Annotated in this window: 15 protein-coding genes, 2 pseudogenes and 1 other annotated feature; of the genes and pseudogenes, 1 reads left to right on the top strand and 16 read right to left on the bottom strand. The window is 31.6% G+C overall.

The window, feature by feature from the left end; all coding sequences use genetic code 11:
* Positions 1-22: 22 nt before the first annotated feature.
* From radC to KA824_RS10390, 8 genes and pseudogenes are all read right to left on the bottom strand, one after another.
* Positions 23-559, bottom strand: a pseudogene (gene radC, locus KA824_RS10360) (RadC family protein); the annotation flags it as partial.
* A 228-nt stretch (positions 560-787) separates the two neighbouring features.
* A complete protein-coding gene (locus tag KA824_RS10365; protein ID WP_181187761.1) occupies positions 788-1042 on the bottom strand; it encodes a hypothetical protein in 255 nt (84 codons plus the stop codon).
* Between the two features lie 441 nt (positions 1043-1483).
* Complete coding sequence (locus KA824_RS10370) at positions 1484-2305, bottom strand: squalene/phytoene synthase family protein (protein ID WP_181187760.1); 822 nt, start codon at positions 2303-2305, stop codon at positions 1484-1486.
* A gap of 235 nt (positions 2306-2540) precedes the next feature.
* A complete protein-coding gene (locus KA824_RS10375) occupies positions 2541-3389 on the bottom strand; it encodes an aldo/keto reductase (RefSeq protein ID WP_181187759.1) in 849 nt (282 codons plus the stop codon).
* 134 nt (positions 3390-3523) lie between these two features.
* Positions 3524-3934, bottom strand: coding sequence for a prepilin peptidase (locus KA824_RS13030; RefSeq protein WP_369076557.1), 411 nt, complete (start codon positions 3932-3934; stop codon positions 3524-3526).
* Positions 3935-4027: 93 nt separating this feature from the next.
* Positions 4028-4198 (bottom strand): annotated as a pseudogene (locus KA824_RS13035) (prepilin peptidase); the annotation flags it as partial.
* A 209-nt stretch (positions 4199-4407) separates the two neighbouring features.
* Entirely contained in the window at positions 4408-5670 is a 1263-nt protein-coding gene (locus KA824_RS10385; protein WP_181187757.1) for a bifunctional folylpolyglutamate synthase/dihydrofolate synthase, read from the bottom strand.
* 11 nt (positions 5671-5681) lie between these two features.
* On the bottom strand, positions 5682-8312 hold the full coding sequence (locus KA824_RS10390) for a valine--tRNA ligase (protein ID WP_107384323.1): 2631 nt from the start codon (positions 8310-8312) through the stop codon (positions 5682-5684).
* A 40-nt stretch (positions 8313-8352) separates the two neighbouring features.
* Positions 8353-8594 (bottom strand) — a binding site (T-box leader).
* A 58-nt stretch (positions 8595-8652) separates the two neighbouring features.
* Here KA824_RS10390 and KA824_RS10395 point away from each other — a divergent pair.
* Complete coding sequence (locus KA824_RS10395) at positions 8653-9231, top strand: DNA-3-methyladenine glycosylase I (RefSeq protein ID WP_181187756.1); 579 nt, start codon at positions 8653-8655, stop codon at positions 9229-9231.
* 439 nt (positions 9232-9670) lie between these two features.
* Here KA824_RS10395 and KA824_RS10400 read toward each other — a convergent pair whose 3' ends face one another.
* The 8 genes from KA824_RS10400 to yihA all read right to left on the bottom strand — a co-directional run bounded on the left by KA824_RS10400 (position 9671) and on the right by yihA (position 17857).
* A complete protein-coding gene (locus KA824_RS10400; protein ID WP_181187755.1) occupies positions 9671-10753 on the bottom strand; it encodes an AbrB family transcriptional regulator in 1083 nt (360 codons plus the stop codon).
* A gap of 225 nt (positions 10754-10978) precedes the next feature.
* Positions 10979-12262 carry a glutamate-1-semialdehyde 2,1-aminomutase gene (gene hemL / locus KA824_RS10405; protein WP_107384320.1) on the bottom strand — a complete coding sequence of 428 codons (1284 nt, stop codon included), beginning with the start codon at positions 12260-12262 and terminating at the stop codon, positions 10979-10981.
* 14 nt (positions 12263-12276) lie between these two features.
* Positions 12277-13254, bottom strand: coding sequence for a porphobilinogen synthase (hemB, locus tag KA824_RS10410; RefSeq protein ID WP_107384319.1), 978 nt, complete (start codon positions 13252-13254; stop codon positions 12277-12279).
* Positions 13244-13930 (bottom strand): uroporphyrinogen-III synthase, encoded by a 687-nt coding sequence (locus KA824_RS10415; RefSeq protein ID WP_107384318.1) that lies wholly within the window; start codon positions 13928-13930, stop codon positions 13244-13246. Before KA824_RS10415 ends, hemB begins: the two co-directional genes overlap by 11 nt.
* An 18-nt stretch (positions 13931-13948) precedes the next feature.
* Complete coding sequence (gene hemC / locus KA824_RS10420; RefSeq protein WP_107384317.1) at positions 13949-14875, bottom strand: hydroxymethylbilane synthase; 927 nt, start codon at positions 14873-14875, stop codon at positions 13949-13951.
* Positions 14876-14924: 49 nt separating this feature from the next.
* Positions 14925-15764 (bottom strand): cytochrome c biogenesis protein, encoded by an 840-nt coding sequence (ccsA, locus tag KA824_RS10425; protein ID WP_181187754.1) that lies wholly within the window; start codon positions 15762-15764, stop codon positions 14925-14927.
* A 21-nt stretch (positions 15765-15785) separates the two neighbouring features.
* Positions 15786-17120 carry a glutamyl-tRNA reductase gene (hemA, locus tag KA824_RS10430; RefSeq protein WP_181187753.1) on the bottom strand — a complete coding sequence of 445 codons (1335 nt, stop codon included), beginning with the start codon at positions 17118-17120 and terminating at the stop codon, positions 15786-15788.
* A 149-nt stretch (positions 17121-17269) separates the two neighbouring features.
* Positions 17270-17857 (bottom strand): ribosome biogenesis GTP-binding protein YihA/YsxC, encoded by a 588-nt coding sequence (gene yihA / locus KA824_RS10435; RefSeq protein WP_107384314.1) that lies wholly within the window; start codon positions 17855-17857, stop codon positions 17270-17272.
* Positions 17858-18055 lie beyond the last annotated feature (198 nt).

Below are 18055 nucleotides of genomic sequence, written 5' to 3' on the forward strand. Positions count from 1 at the left end.
TTTAGGATACTATGTTTAATGTATCACCGGAAGGGTGATTATGTAAAACGATAATCGCATTACTCGCACATTTAATCGCTTCACTAAATATTTCTCTTGGATGAACAATTGAAGAATTTAGCGTACCTACAAATATTGTTTTCTTTTTTATAATGATATTTTTAGAATTTAAGAACAGCACAATAAATTTTTCTTGCGTCAAATGTTCCATCTTACCCATCATAAAATCTGCCACATCTTTAGGGCTAGTAATTTGAATTTTATCATCAACACTTCCGGAATGTATACGTTCACCCAATTCAAAAGCTGCTTTCAATATAAGTGCTTTATACAGTCCCACACCTTTTACTTTGTTTAAATCATTAATAGATAACGTTTTTAATTCTTTTAAACTATCTACTGATTTTAATAATTCATTAGCTATATCTAAACTTGAACTGCCTTTTCTTCCTGTATTAATGAGAATAGCTAATAATTCAGCATGTGATAAATACCTGGCACCATGACACAACATACGTTCTCTTGGTTTTTGATGATCTGCAAGTTCATTTATTCTCAATAAACAACAACTCCTATGAATAATCTAGATGTATTTCTGTATTAAAATTAATAATTTTGTAATGTCATTGGAATAACAAATTTTAAAGAAGCATTCAAAAGCGAGGTGTATTTATTCTACTACGAATGATGTGTCATGTTGACTATTTTCTCATTAATTTAATAATTGCTTATTTTTAGCCAAAAAGTTTTAACTCAGAATAAAAATTTGCTTGTTTTATAAATTATATCAAGATGTTTCTTTACTTTTTTGTGCACTGTCCCACTGTGCAAATAAAAATAAAAGACCTATAATCCCTAAAATTACAGTTCCCCATATATTCAATGGTAATACATCTTTAACATATAAATAAATAAGTGTAACCACAAATAAAGTTGGTAAAATGGCGCCCAATAGCTTATTCCCTGTTTTAGATATAAAATATTGCACCGCTAACAATACAGCATAAATAATTGCTGGTGATAATGTCATAAAAAATTTCAAATAAAATCCCTTCCTTTTTTATTATATTTTATGAATATAACAAACCATAACAAATTATAAATTGTTTTATCATTAAAAATTATGGTTATCAATATTGTGATTATCATGCTTATATTTTTTAATAGCGTCTATAAAAATACAGATACCTAAGCCGAAAATAATTAAAGGAAGTATGATGATTAAATATATTGTGAGTTTTCCAAATATATTAGTAAAAAAAGCTACAGCAAATATGACTAAAAATATAAAAATTAAAAAATTCATTCCCGTTGTTTTATTCAAGCCCTATCACCCATCCTTTTAATAATGTGCTCAAGTTATATTAGAGTTCGTCAAAATTCAAAAATGAAATAAACTATATTTTATTACAAGGCTAAAAAAGCATAGTAAATTTCAAAATGTAAATTTTTACAAATTAAAATAGCTATGCTTTTAATTGAACTATTCTTCTTTTTTTACTTCTTCTACTGTTTTTTCAACTTCTTCTCGTGTCATTTTTTCACGCCCATTTTTCATTGCTTTTAACGTTTTATGTGCGAAAGCTAATGGTAAACGACAGAACAATAAAATCGTCCTTTTATTGATTGCTTTCATATATTCATCCGCTTTTGCTAAATTTTCTTCAGCATATGCAAATAAGTCCTCACGCGTCCAGTCGTCAGGAACGAAACTCACATCACGTTCCTCAAGATCTTCTTCTTCATTTCGCAGAATGTTTACAGCCTGAAGTCCTCTTCCATAACCTATTGCAAAATCTCTATCTGTTTTAACATTTGCACAGACATCCCATAGTTTAGATAGCATTACACCTACAAGTCCTGCTACATAATATGTATAATCATCTAAATCTTCACGAGATTTAATTCTCCAGTTAGCTTTTGCCCATTTTGCCATACCATATGCCATTTCACTAGAAGATTCTCTAACGATTGCCCGAGTATGTTCAGGGCAAGCTGCCAACCAATCTCCTAATCTCACTGAAACTTCAGGTAATTTATCTTTTACTGGATCTATTATTTTTAAATATTTTTCAGAATCAAAAGGCGTATTTAATAATTCGCTAATTTGCATTAACAAACTATGCTTTAAATCATTGTTAATTTCCTCATGATCTTCAATTTCATCAATTGCACGCATAACTAAATATGCACAAGCTACAGAATGTTTTAGTTCTTTTTCTAAAAAAGTAATTGGAATATAAAACGTACGGCTTGTCTCTTTTAAAACGCGCATTGCATCTTTTGGGAATTTCTTTTCTGCCATTTTATGAGTTCCCCTCCCTTTTCTTGATATTATCATATTTTTACATTTTAAAATAGCAAATGCTATACTGATAGCATTTTTACACTTTAATTACTAAAATAAATTAAAAAGCGAGAATAAAATCGACAGTTGTTAATCGATCCCATTGCCCGCTTTTAGAAATTAACAAAACACGAAATTTAAAAATATACTTTAAAGTGTTTTAAACTAAAATGTGAATTTATCCCTTGTTATATTATACAAATTCTTCATACTCATAAGGATTCTGTCCTTCAACACGACCATTTTCTCCTTTATCTAATGCATCTATTTTAGCTATATCTTCATCTGATAGTTTAAAATCAAGATAATTAAAGTTATCTCGTTGATGAGTATATTGTGTAGCTTTAACTACAGGGAAAACATGTTTCTGATTCACCCAATTAATAATGACTTGTGCTGTAGAACGATTATATTTTTCTGCTATTTCTTTAATTGTATTATTGGTTAACACATCATTAATCTCACGACCAAGCGGACTCCATGCCTCCGATAAAACACCACGTTTATCGTTTTCTTTGATTAATTCACTATTATTAAAGTATGGATGAATTTCTATTTGATTTGTTGCAGGCGTAACACCTGTTGCCTCTATGATGTCATCTAAATGATCAGGCATGAAATTGGATACACCAATCGATTTTATTAATCCATATTTTTGAGCGTCTACTAATGCTTGCCAAGCTTCTACATATTTACCTTGTTTAGGATTAGGCCAATGAACTAAATATTTATCAAAATAATCTAAGCCCGTTCTATATAGTGATTCTTGTATAAGGTTAATTGCTTTATCATATTCATGAGCTGCACCAGGTAGTTTAGCACTTACATAAATTTCTTCTCTTGGAATACTAGAACGACGAATGGCTTCGCCTACCATTCCTTCATTATTATAGTTTGTTGAAGTATCAATAACTCTATAACCAAGATTCAATGCATTTTCTAATGCTTTAACACCCTTGCCACCTTGAATATTAACTGTGCCTAATGCTATATGAGGTAATATTGTACCATCATTTAATAGAAATTTTTCATTTAAACTCAATTTATAACTTCCTTTCAATATTTAACAAATTATGTTACAAATCAACCTTAAATTGATTTTAAATCATTACATATGTATTTTACCCACATATGTACTTTTTTAATCTAAATGGATGAGTGAATGAAGCATTGATATCATAAACTTCCTCCGAAAATCCTAAAATGTGATAATACTGTCTCTATACAAAAAGCTATATATATAAATGGTATAAATGGTATTTTAATTTTTCGATTTTTTGTTTTCAACACTAATATCGTAGAAAATATACTGCCTATTAAGCATGTTAGAAAGAGTACATTGATAAAAATGGAATATGGTATTAAATATGATAAAAGCGAACAAATTAATATATCACCATATCCAATAGCATTTTTGAATAAAAAATAAAATATATGTAGTAGGAGTGTGGTAATAACAAAATAATAGAGGTTGCCATCAATAATAACTGCACTACTGAAAGCAAATACAAAAAGTATGTGTAACGGGATAGATAAAGTTTGTATATCATAGAGAGCAAAAACAAGGAGAAATAAATATATGCATATGAAAGTGGATAACGATTTTGCGTTTGGATTAAATATCAAATATAAGGCTGGTACCAATGACAATACCTCACCTAAAATATAAAGTCTACTAAGCGGTTGATTACAACATGAGGTTTTTCCTAAGAGTCTAATATAACTGAATATTGGTATGATATCTCTGTAGCTCAATTGCTTATTACAGAAATCACACTTGGATCTTGTTGCCAAATACTTTAAGTTAAATGTTTCAACAAAACATAATTGATAAAGAAAGCTAAATAACACAGGACAAACAACAAACAATATAAGCAATGAATCGCCTCCTCTTGCTTATTATAACAATACGAGTCTAGCACTTTAACAAAAACATCACTTTTCAAATAATAATAGAAAAATACAAAAAATAAAGCTAGTCTACCATTTAACAAAACCATTATATAACTTTGGTTAAGGTGTTAAATAATAACTAGCTTTATTATATTCAAATTAAATGTTTAGAAATTTACTTTAGCTTTAACTTCGCTGATGAAATACAAACTACCTGTAATAACTAAGCCCTGTCCTTCATAATTTTCAATAAATCGAACGAAATCATCCACAGTTTCTTTTTGATCAAATCGTATTTCATCGTAAATTTCTTCTTTTGTGCATGCTTTTGGAAAATCAAAATCCGTAATATACATTGTAGAAGCAATTGTTTTTAATTGATCAACCATTGCGTGAATAGGCTTTCCATTAATAGCCGCATACAATACGTCGACATTATCTAATTTATAATAGTCTTTTAACGTCTTTATAAGTGCTTCTACACTTTCCAAATTATGGGCACCATCTATAATCATTAATGGTTCATCTTTAACTTTCTCAATTCTTCCTGTCCAATTCACAGCTTCAATCCCATTAATCATTTTATTAAAATCTAATTCAACTAACCCAGATTCATTTAATTCGATTAATGCTGTAATTGCCAATGCTGCATTCTCTTTTTGATGTTCACCAAGCATATTCAAAATAAGCGTTTCTAGTTCATAATTCTTATAGCGATATGTAAATTCCTCACCTTGAGAAATCACACTAATATCTCTATCTAACTCAATACCTTCTGCATTTTGTTGTTCTACAAAATCGCGAATGATTTTAAGTGCATCTTCATTCTTCACAGCATATATGACAGGCGTTTCAGGTTTAATAATTACACCTTTATCTTTGGCGATATCTACATATGTGTCGCCTAAAATATCAACATGATCTAAACCAATACTCGTTAAAATGCTAAGTATTGGTTTAAATACATTTGTAGAATCATTCTTTATACCTAAGCCTGCTTCAACTATTACAAAGTCAACTGGATGAATTTCTCCAAAATATAGAAACATCATCGTTGTAATAATTTCAAATTCTGTGGCTGTTCCAAGTTCTGTTTCTATTTCTAATGCTTCACTTACTGGTTTTACCTTTTGAACTAATTCTACAATGGCATCGTCGCTTATTGGTACACCATTTAAACTTATACGTTCATTAAATGTTTCTATAAAAGGAGACGTAAAGGTCCCAACTTCATATCCATTGTCAACAAGCGCTGACCTTAAATAGGCAACTGTTGACCCTTTACCATTTGTACCACCGACATGAATACCATTGATATTAAATTGTGGATTGTTTAATTTATCTAGCATCCACTCCATGCGTTTAACACCTGGTTTAATGCCAAATTTAGTTCGTTCATGTATCCAATATAAGCTGTCTAGGTAATTCATGTTAAGGACTCCTATGCTTTTAATTGATTAATTCGTTCTTGTACACCATCATATTTTTCTTGATATGTTTGTTTTTTCTCACGCTCTTCATTAATAATTTTTTCAGGCGCTTTATTAACAAAGTTTTCATTAGCTAGTTTTTTATTGACACGATCTAACTCTTTTTCCCATTTTTCGAGTTCGTTTTCTAAACGTGCAATTTCTTTATCCATGTCGATTAAACCTTCTAATGGTAATATGACTTCACCAGCAGAAGTAATTGATGTCATTGCTTTTTCAGGGATCGCTATTGTAGTTTGGATAATTAGTTCGCTTGGATGACAGAATCTATCAATATAATTTGAATTATTTAATAAAGTTTCTCGTATATTTTCATCTTTTGCTTGAATGAAAATTGGAATAGCTTTTGATAATGGCGTATCTACTTCTAGTCGAGATTGTCTTACAGATTTTATTATTTCAACAAGTTGTTGCATCGTTTCTTTACTTTCATCAAATACTAACTCATTATTTGATTTAGGCCAAGCTGCATTGACAATCGTTTCACCTTCATGTGGTAAATTTTGCCAAATTTGTTCTGTTACAAACGGCATAAATGGGTGTAACATTCTCATTGTATTATCTAGCACATAAGTTAATACAGAACGTGTAACTTGTTTTTGAGCTTCATCTTCACCGTTCATAGGTATTTTACTCATTTCTATATACCAATCACAGAATTCATCCCAAATAAAGTTATATAGAGCTCTGCCAACCTCACCAAATTCATAACGTTCACTTAAATCAGTAACTGTATCTATTGTTTCATTTAAGCGTGTTAAAATCCATTTATCTGCTAAAGATAAATTAGTTGATAAATCTACATCTTCAACTTTGAAATCGTCACCAATATTCATCAGACTAAATCTAGCAGCATTCCATATTTTATTTATAAAATTCCAGATTGATTCAACTTTTTCTGTAGAATAACGTAAATCGTGACCAGGAGATGAACCAGTAGCTAAGAAATATCTTAAACTATCTGCACCATACTCATCAATAACGTCCATTGGATCAACACCATTGCCTAATGATTTGCTCATTTTACGTCCATCTTCAGCACGCACTAACCCATGTAATAACACATCGTTAAATGGGCGTTGTCCTGTAAACTCAAGTCCTTGGAATATCATTCTAGCTACCCAGAAGAATATAATATCATAACCTGTTACAAGTACATTAGTTGGGTAATAACGTTGGAAATCTTCATTTTCAGTATCCGGCCAACCTAATGTTGAAAATGGCCAAAGTGCACTTGAGAACCAAGTGTCTAATACATCTTCATCTTGTGTCCATTCTTCTTGATTTTGTGGTGGCTCTTCACCGACATAAATTTCTCCAGTTTCATTATGGTACCAAGCAGGTATTTGATGCCCCCACCATAACTGTCGTGAAATCGTCCAATCTCTAATTTCTTCCATCCAACGGTTGAATGTTTTTTCAAATCTATTTGGCACAAAATCGATTCTGTTATCCGTTTTTTGGTTGTTTAATGCTTGTTCAGCTAATGGTTTCATTTTAACAAACCATTGTGTAGATAGATAAGGTTCAACGACTGCACCAGAACGTTCTGAATGTCCAACAGAATGTTCATGTTCTTCAATTTTAATCACTAAATCCTGTTCGTATAAGTCTTTTACTAATGCTTCACGACATTCAAATCTATCCATACCTTGATATTTACCAGCATGTGCATTCATGTGACCAGACTCATCCATAACTGTAATACGTTCTAAATCATGGCGATTACCTATTTCAAAGTCATTTGGATCATGTGATGGTGTAACTTTCATCGCACCACTACCAAAATCGATATCCACATATTCATCTGCTAGTATTGGTAATTCTCTCCCAATTATAGGCAAAATTACAGTTTTACCTATAACATCTTTATAACGATCATCATTCGGATTCACTACGATTGCAGTATCACCTAACATCGTCTCAGGACGTGTAGTGGCTATCTCAATGAAGCCATTACCATCTGCATAAGGATATTTAAAATGATAAAACTTACCTTGTACATCCTCATGAATTACTTCTATATCAGATAAAGCAGTTCGTGCAACTGGATCCCAGTTGATGATGTATTCACCACGATAAATTAGACCTTTATTATACATATCTACAAATACTTTTTTAACTGCTTTACTAAGTCCTTCATCTAATGTAAAGCGCTCTCTACTATAATCTAAGCCTAAACCTAATTTTGCCCACTGTTGTCTAATAAAATCTGCATACTCTTCTTTCCAATCCCAAGCTTTTTCTAAGAACTTCTCTCTACCTAAATCATGGCGAGATAAACCTTCTTCTTTGAGTTTCGCTTCTACTTTAGCTTGTGTCGCTATACCAGCATGGTCCATACCTGGTAAATAAAGTGTGTCATACCCTTGCATACGCTTCATTCTTGTTATAATATCTTGTAACGTTGTATCCCAAGCATGACCTAAATGTAATTTTCCAGTTACATTTGGGGGTGGAATAACGATTGTATATGTTTCTTTTGAATGATCTTCTGCTGCTTTAAAATAGCCGTTATTGACCCACTGGTCATAACGTCCAGCTTCGACTTCGTTTGGATTATATTTGGGTTTCATTTCCATGTGTAAAATCCTCCTTAAATAAATAAAAACCCATCCTATAAAATAGGACGGGTTTTACCGTGGTACCACCTAAATTCAAGAAATTAGTATAATAATTTCAAGCACTTAAAATTATGATTAACGCTCAAACACGCTTTAACCTACTTTATTATCTCAGATTTGACAAGTTTCAGCTAAAGTTCAATGTGGGCTACCTTCAATAAGTTAAATTGTACATTTTCAGCTACCATGTACTCTCTGTTAAATTTCAGCTTATTTACTCTTCCCAGTAGACAATATTTCTTTACTTGATTATAGTATAATGGATATGAAAATAAGTCAATAAAATGGAGTGAAATTTATGAATGAATGTGCATTTGGCACTACAGATCCTGTTTACATTAATTATCACAATGAAAGTTGGGGACATCCTATATATGATAGTTTGAAACTATTTAAATTGATGGCATTAGAATCCCAACATGCTGGGCTATCTTGGTTAACTATTTTAAAGAAAAAAGAATCATATGAACAAGCATTTTATAATTTCGATCCAACGAAAATTGTAAATATGACGTCAGAAGATATTGATAGGTTAATGGAGTTTCCCAATATTGTTCATAATAGAAAAAAATTAGAGGCTATTGTCAATCAAGCAGAAGGATATTTCAAAATCGAAAAAGATTATGGCAGTTTTAGTACGTTTTTATGGTCTTATGTCGATGATAAACCACTCGATTTGGGCTATCGTCAGTCAACTGAACGAATGACAGTAGATGAGCGTGCCACGGAACTTTCTAAAAAATTAAAGCAATATGGATTTAAGTTTTTAGGTCCAGTCACTGTCTTCTCATTTTTGGAGGCAGCAGGACTATATAATGCTCACTTACAAGCATGCCCTTATAACCCTAACATTTACAATGGCGAAGGTTTTCATTAAAAATAAACCACTTTAATATAGTTAACGAGCAGTTGTCTCATTTATTAGATTTTATTGAATAATAGAATTGTTTTTTCCAAAAAGTGTGTGCTAAAAAATATTTTTAAACTTGCATCAATAATTAATATAGACAGAAAACATGCACAAAAAACTGCTATCAAAGTCGCCCAGTTTATCGACAGTCTGACATGAGCTTTTGCTCATGTTTTTTAGTTTAAGCATATTCAAGTCTTTTAAAATTAAACCGTGTCATAAGCGTATATTTAGTTTACTTTCAATCATGACGTTAAATGTATAAAAAAACCACTCCGCAGAGTGGTCAAAAGGATGAAGTACTGGAGGTACTTCGCTTATATAATATCAAAGAAAAATAAGTTGTTCAACATAATAAATATTAAATTATTGTAAAAAATCAATAGATTTTACAACGCTATATTTACTAATCATTTTTATTACTTTCGCTTTGTCTCTCCCTAAATTTAAGAAAATAATTTAACATCGGTGCAATTAAAAATAATATAAAGAAAATTCTAAAGATATGGTAACTAGATATCATCGCGACATCTGCGCCAGTTTCAATAGCAACTAAAACAATTTGACTCATGCCTCCAGGGGCGGCACCTAGGAACAATTCGTTCACTTGATGATGTGATACGGTTGCGATAAACAAAACCATGACAAATGCTAATAATATTAATAAAATATTTTGGAATGCAATTGCTATTGCAATTCTCCCTTTCATTTGGTCTAATAACTTTGCTATTTGTATACCTATGCGAATCATATATATAATTTGTGCTGCAGCAATGATGTAATTATCTAGTGTGAAAGTCACACCAGTAAATAAGTTCCATCCTATCAGTACGAGAATAGGAGCAAGTAATTGTTTGGTTGGAAAATTTATTTTTGTCATAACAAAATAAATAACAGCTATTGCAATAATAAGTAAAGCTATATTCGGAATTGTTAAAGCCTGTGTCAAAACTTGTGTAGTTCGTCCAATTGTTGAATGATTTCCAGAATCTTGAAAAAAATACGATATAAATGGAACTAATATAACAACAAATATGATTCTTGATGTTTGAGTTAAACTAACAACCATTATATTCGCTTTTTTATTTTCCTCTGCCATTATTAACATTTGACTCAAAGCACCGGGGATCACACTTAATATTGCCGTTTCGGTATTAACATTAGCAATTTTTTTGAAAAAATAAGCAATGATTAAAGCTAATATAAGTAACATAATTGTTATCAAAACAATCGTGAGCCAATCATCTTTGATATCAAATATGACATTTTTTGTAAAAGTAGAGCCTATTTGAACTCCTAATAGCACTAAACCAATTTGACTTAACCAAAACGGCCATCTTACATCTAAGTGTAAATAGCGTATACAAACGATACTAGCAATAATTGGTCCAAACATAAACGGCAGCAAAACATGGGCTGCATTTAGTACTAAACTAAAAATAAGCGCTAATATTAATACGATAAAATTACTTTTTAAATGCTTATTCATTTGCTCACAACTTTCTTTAGTATCGTTATATTTATATACATGACTAATTAAATTAAAAGGAGCGAGTTAGAAATCAAAATGCTTAATTTGATTTCGAATCCTCGCCCCATTTAGGTAAAAGAACTCTAAAAAGTAAATACAATTAAATGTTATTAATGAGCCCTTTAAAACACTATTTATTTTAACTAAATTGGAAATAACAATATAAATTTTAAGTGCTTAACATTAAACAATACGGCTCAATGCAGTATCAAATGCTGCTAATGTTTTTTCTATATCCGCTTCTGTATGCGCAGTAGAAAGGAATGTCCCTTCAAATTGGGAAGGTGGTAAAAATACGCCTTCTTTTGCCATTTCTCTATACATTTGACTAAACATTTCTAAATCACTTTGATTTGCTTCTTCAAAATTAGTTACCGGTCCTTCATTTAAGAAATACCCTATCATAGATCCTGCACGATTCACAGTAATGGGTACATTATGTTTTTTAAAAATATCTTTTAAGCCATTTTCTAATATATCTCCAAGTTTATTGAAGTATTCATATGACTCTGGTGTTAATTGTTTTAAAGTTTCATAACCACTTGTCATAGCTAGCGGATTTCCAGATAATGTTCCCGCTTGGTAAATATTGCCTGAAGGTGCAATATGATCCATGATTTCTTTTTTACCACCAAATGCTGCTGCAGGTAATCCTCCACCTATGACTTTACCAAGACAAGTTAAATCAGGCATCACATTAAAGTAACCTTGTGCACAATGATATCCCACTCTAAAACCAGTCATAACTTCATCAAATATTAATAACGAACCATATTCATTTGTGATATCCCTCAAGCCTTGTAAGAATCCTTCTACTGGTGGAACAACACCCATATTACCCGCTACAGGTTCAACGATAACACCAGCAATGTCATCACCAAATTCTTCAAAAGCTACTTTTATTGACGCTAAGTCATTATATGGTACTGAAATTGTATTTTTTGCAATACCTTCTGGAACACCTGGAGAATCAGGTAATCCTAAAGTAGCAACGCCAGACCCTGCTTTGATTAAAAGTGAATCACTATGACCATGATAACATCCTGTAAATTTCACTATTTTATTTCTACCAGTATAGCCTCTTGCTAAGCGTAATGTATCCAGTGTCGCTTCTGTACCTGAAGATACCATGCGTAGTTTTTCAATGGAAGGTACACGATCGATAACTAGTTCTGCTAACTTATTTTCAATTAAAGTTGAAGCGCCAAAACTTGTACCATTATCAACAGCTTCATGTAAGCTTTCATTTACTTGTTTGTTTTTATGACCTAAAATTAATGGTCCCCAACTTAAAACATAATCAATATATTCATTGCCATCGATATCGTATATTTTTGAACCTTCACCATGATCCATAAAAATCGCCGGCGTATCTACAGATTTAAATGCTCTAACTGGACTATTTACACCACCTGGCATTAGATTTTCAGCTGTCTTCATTGCTTCTATAGAATTATTATATCCCATTTAAAATTGCCTCCTTATTGTTCATCAATATATCTACAAATATCTTTAGAGAAATACGTGATAATCATGTCCGCTCCTGCACGTTTCATTGAAATCATCTGTTCCATCACAACTTGTTTTTCATCAATCCATCCATTAAGTGCAGCTGCTTTCGTCATGCTATATTCACCACTTACATTATATGCAATTACCGGAACATTTGTCGTATTACGAACATCTCTAATAATGTCTAAAAAACTCAAAGCAGGTTTAACAATCATCATGTCTGCACCTTCATGTAAATCACTTTCAAGCTCTCTTAGTGCTTCTCTTCTATTTGCTGGATCCATTTGGTACGTTTTTCTATCACCAAATTGTGGTGCAGATTCAGCAGCATCACGGAATGGACCGAAAAAGCTAGAAGCATATTTAATACCATAACTCATGATTGGTATATTGTAATAACCAGCATCATCTAAACCTGCTCTAATTTCTGCTACGAAACCGTCCATCATATTACTAGGCGCAATGATATCGGCACCAGCTTCCACTTGTGAGATAGCAGTTTTCACTAGCAATGGTAAAGATTTATCGTTGTCTACATCATTTGTTTTTTCATTAATAACACCACAATGACCATGATCTGTATATTCACATAAACAAGTGTCTGCGACAACGAGCAAGTCACTGTACATTGCTTTGGCTTTTCTAGTAGCTTCTTGAACAATGCCATTATGATCATAAGCACCTGTACCAACAGCATCTTTTTCATTGGGTACACCGAAGAACATTATTCCTCTAATTCCTAAATCATATGCTTCTTTAATTTCTTCATCAAGCAAGTTTAAACTGAGTTGATACACACCTGGCATTGATTTTATTTCTTCTTTAACATTATCTCGTTCTACAACGAAAATAGGATAAATTAAATCTTCTTTGTGTACATGTGTTTCACGAACCATGTCTCTCATAGATTTACTACTACGTAATCTTCTGTGTCTATCAAATTGCATCATTTTCCCAACTTTCTTCAACTTTATTTATTAACGAATCTAATGTTTGAATATTTGATATTGCCGCATCATAACCATATTGCTTTATAGTGTCTAAGGTTTGTTGTCCTATGACGTAATACTGATTAAATTGCGGTGTTTCACTTTGTTCAAAAAAATATCTTACTGCAGATGAACTAGCAAATGTAATAACATCTAACTCATTATTTCTTATCATATGCTTAACATCTTCAATATTTTTAGTATGTGGTACTGGGCGATATAAATCAATTTTACAAACTTGATAACCTCGTTGACTTAAACTTTTTTGCAATAAAGGCCGTGCATAAGCACTTGAGGGTATTAAAATTTTGCTGTTTTTTGAAGTTTGAAAGCATTTAAGAAACCCTTCTTGTGAGTAATCTGAAGGATAAAATAACACATCTAAACCCAATGATTTACAATAGTCTGCAGTTTTGGCACCTATCGCAGCGAAATTTTTAACTTTCACTTGTGATAAAAATGGTTGGAAATATTTCACTGCATTTTTAGACGAAAAAATAAGCCAGTCATAGTCGACATCTAATAAATTTAAATCAAATGATAAAGGCTCTACATCTATAAATGGTTTGTGTAGAATAAGCTTATCATTTTGTTTAAATTTAGAAGTTTGTGTCATAACTATAACTGGTCTCATTATTTTCACCTCGAACGATTATTGTTCTTCGTTTAGCGCTTTAATTATTTCATATGCACCCTGTGCATTTAAGACTTCTGTTACTTTTTCACCAAGTTCTACAGGATCAGTCCCACGTTCGGTTTGTTCGTAACGTTCTTTACCGTCAGGTGACATAATTAGTCCTGTGAATTCTATTGTACCATCACTATTTTTACTAGCATAGCCCCCTATAGGTACTTGGCAACTACCATTCATACGTTCTAAAAACGTGCGCTCTGCAGTTACACAATCTGCAACATCATGATTGTGGACTTTAGCAAGAAGTTCTAGCAACTCCTTGTCATCTGACCGACATTCTATACCTAAGGCCCCTTGACCTATCGCAGGTATCAAAGTACGCTCGTCTAAATATGAAGTGACGATATCATCAGACCAACCCATACGTTTTAGCCCAGCTGCAGCTAATAATATGGCATCGTAATCTTCATTATTTAATTTACTCAATCGTGTATCAATATTACCGCGAATCCATTTTATTTGTAAATGTGGATATTTTGCAAGTATTTGCGCACCACGTCTTAACGAACTAGTACCAACAATACTTTGCTTTGGTAGTTCTTCTAGTGGAATATGATTTTTAGCAATGTACGCATCATATGGATTTTCTCTGTCAGGTATGCAACCTAAAGTCAATCCATCTGGAATCACACTTGGGACATCTTTTAAGGAATGAATTGCCATATCAATTTCTTCATTAAATAAAGCATTTTGAATTTCTTTAACAAACAGACCTTTTCCGCCCACTTTAGATAATTGTTTATCTATAATTCGATCGCCTTTTGTTACGATTTCCTTTATTTCCACTTCTAAACTTGGATCTACTGATTTTAATTTATCAATAAATTGTTTACTTTGCGTTAAAGCTAACTTACTTCTTCGTGAACCTACTACTAATTTACGCATCATGCGCATCCTCCTAGAAACAAGTCTATTCATTCAACTAAATTACACTTCAATAAATACCTGTCCATTGATGAAAATCAGATATATGTGAAGCAAAAAATAAATTAATCATACTAAGACAAAACAATAAGATATTAAAGTAAATTAATTTATACTTAGTTAGTATTTTTTTAACTCTAAAAATCAAATAAATTCCATATAGCAATGTTATGACTGATGACATAATAACTTTAGGGTCTATAATGATGTTTACACCTAAAGTATTAAATCCCCATTGCGCGCCTAGTACAATGCTTAATATTATGAAAATAAAACCGATTAAACTACTGTAGAATACCACTTGTTCAAGTGTGGCCACACTACCAATTCTAAAATATTTCTGGTCAAATCGTTTTTGTTTCAAATTATTATATTGTATTAAATACAAGATACAATTTACAAAAGCAAAAGCAAATAATGCGTAACTAATTACTGCCAAACTAATATGCACTATAAGCAATTCATTGATAATATTGAGTTTTTCACCGGTACTTTGATAATGCATAGGTTGGAATGTGTTGATTGCAATGAATAAAAAACCAATCATATTAAATAAAAATATGGATAAGTTTATTTGTTTAATCACATTGATAACTATGGAAATAGAAATAATAAGCCATGCTAACGCAAAAAACACATCAAATATATTCCCTAACGGAATTTGCTTCGTTACATTTACATATAAAGATAAAGAGACTGTTTGTAACATCCAAACAATCCCTAATGAAACAAAACCAATCATTTTAATTCTATGATGTTTTTTCAAAAAATCATAAAAATAACAAGCAATGCTAAATAAATAAATTAATAATATAAGTTCATTTAATCTAATGAACGAAAATTCTTGCATATCATCACCATTTGCATTTGCTTATTCAAAACTAAAAATTTGACTTGTCGTAGCTACATTACTTTTTTTCTTTTTTGGTTTATAGGCTTGTTCAGCTTCAATGTCAAAAATGTTTTGAAATAGCTCTAATTTTTCGTTACTTTTTTTGTCACTACTCAACTCTTTCGCTTGCTTAATAGGATCTTTTAACATTTGGTTAATGATACTTTTTGTATGTTTTGATATTATTTTACGTTCTCTTTCTGTTAAACCAGGAAGTTTTCGATCAATACTACTCATTGTATCTTCTTGAATATCCATCGCTTTTTCTCTAAGTGCACGAATAACAGGAACAACACCTAACATATTAACCCATTCATTATGTGCTTCAATTTCTGCTGGAATTCTTTGTAAAATTTCGTCAGCCGCATTTTGACGTTGTTTTAAGTTAGCATCCACTAAGCCTTTCAAATGGTCAACATCATAATTAAAGACATCTTGATGTGTATCAATGCCTGGTTCAATATCTCTTGGGACCGCAATATCAATCAATACGAGTGAATCATTTTTCCGTTGTGATTGAATAGAAGCCATCATGCTATTTGTAATGATATATTCATCTGAACTCGTTGAACTGATCACAATATCCGCATGTGCCAAAAGTTGTGGTAGTGCCTCCATAGATTCATACTTAACATTATGTGAGATTGCTAATTTCTGTGCTTTACTGACAGTCCTATTAACGATTGTCACATCAGTTACATCTGAACCAATCAAATTTAAGAGTGACAGCTCACTCATATCCCCTGCACCAATTATCAATGCGCTTTTATTATTAATTTTGCCAAATACTTTCTTACTAAGTTCAACTGCTGCATATGAAACACTCACTGCATTATCTGCAATATCTGTTTCATTATGTGCTTTTTTCGCGAAAGTAATCGCTTGTTTAAATAGATGATTAAATATAGTACCAGTTGTATCTTCTTCTTGAGCGATAAAGAATGCATCTCTAATTTGTCCAAGAATTTGAGTTTCTCCTAATACTACAGAATCTAATCCAGAAGTAACTTGCAATAAATGTTTTACTGCTGCGTCCCCCACTGTTACTTCAGTTATTTGTTTAATCTCTTCTACATCAAATCCAAAATTTCTCGCTAAAAAACGTTGAATATAATAGCGACCCGTATGAATTTGATCAACAACCGCATATACTTCTGTACGATTACATGTTGATAATATTACATTTTCTAAAATAGATTTAGTTTCAAATAAATCAACATTAGCTGAACGTATGGCATCATCTTTAAAAGCAACTTGTTCTCTCAGTGCTACATCTGCTGTACGATGATTAATGCTTATCGCAATTAAATGCATTTATAACGCCCTCCATACATATTACAATAAGTAAATTATAACACAATTATCATTTGAGTTAAGCATCTTGCGCACGTAAATTAGAAATATTCTAATTTACATTCAAATAGTTGTCATAATTTATACAATTTAAAGACCTTTTAAGCTTTTTATAAATATTTTTCAATTATATTCCAGACTTGTTGTTGTTTATTCGCTTGGATAGAAGAATAACTTATAATTTCATCCTCAGGTTCCATTTCAAGCTTTCGTTGAACATTAGCCAAATGTTTCTGTACTTTGCCTTTAGCAATTTTATCCTCTTTTGTAGCGATCACTAATGTCGGAATATCAAAATACTTCAAATAATTATACATTAAAATATCGTCTTCAGTCGGATTATGTCTCAAATCGACAAGCTGAATGACAAGCTTTAAAGATGTTCTTTGAGAAATATATTTTTCAATCATTTTTCCAAATGCTTCACGCTGCTTTTTACTTACTTTTGCATAACCGTAGCCTGGCACATCTACAAATACCAGTTGGTTATCAATGTTATAAAAATTGAGTGTTTGCGTTTTACCTGGTTGTTGTGAAGTTCTTGCCATATTTTTCCGTCCAATCATACTATTGATAAAGGATGATTTACCAACGTTAGAGCGACCACTAAGACCAACTTCACTTAATCCAGTTTCTGGATATTGTTCGGGCTTTACCGCACTTATTAATAATTCAATTTCATTAGGATTTATTTTCATTCCCGACCCTCTTTTCTATTAAAGTCACTTCATTATTATATTACACAATTTCACATATTTATATGTATTTTTATATGATTTATACTGCTTTTAAAAAGAAAGAGGCTAAGACATATTAAAAATGTCTCAGCCTCGTAGTTTGAATTTTTAACGTTGACGCATTTGAAATTTTGATAATTATAGTTTATATCAACGTTA

It is taken from the genome of Staphylococcus sp. GDY8P198P (assembly GCF_017891615.1).
In the GTDB taxonomy this organism is placed as follows: domain Bacteria; phylum Bacillota; class Bacilli; order Staphylococcales; family Staphylococcaceae; genus Staphylococcus; species Staphylococcus cohnii.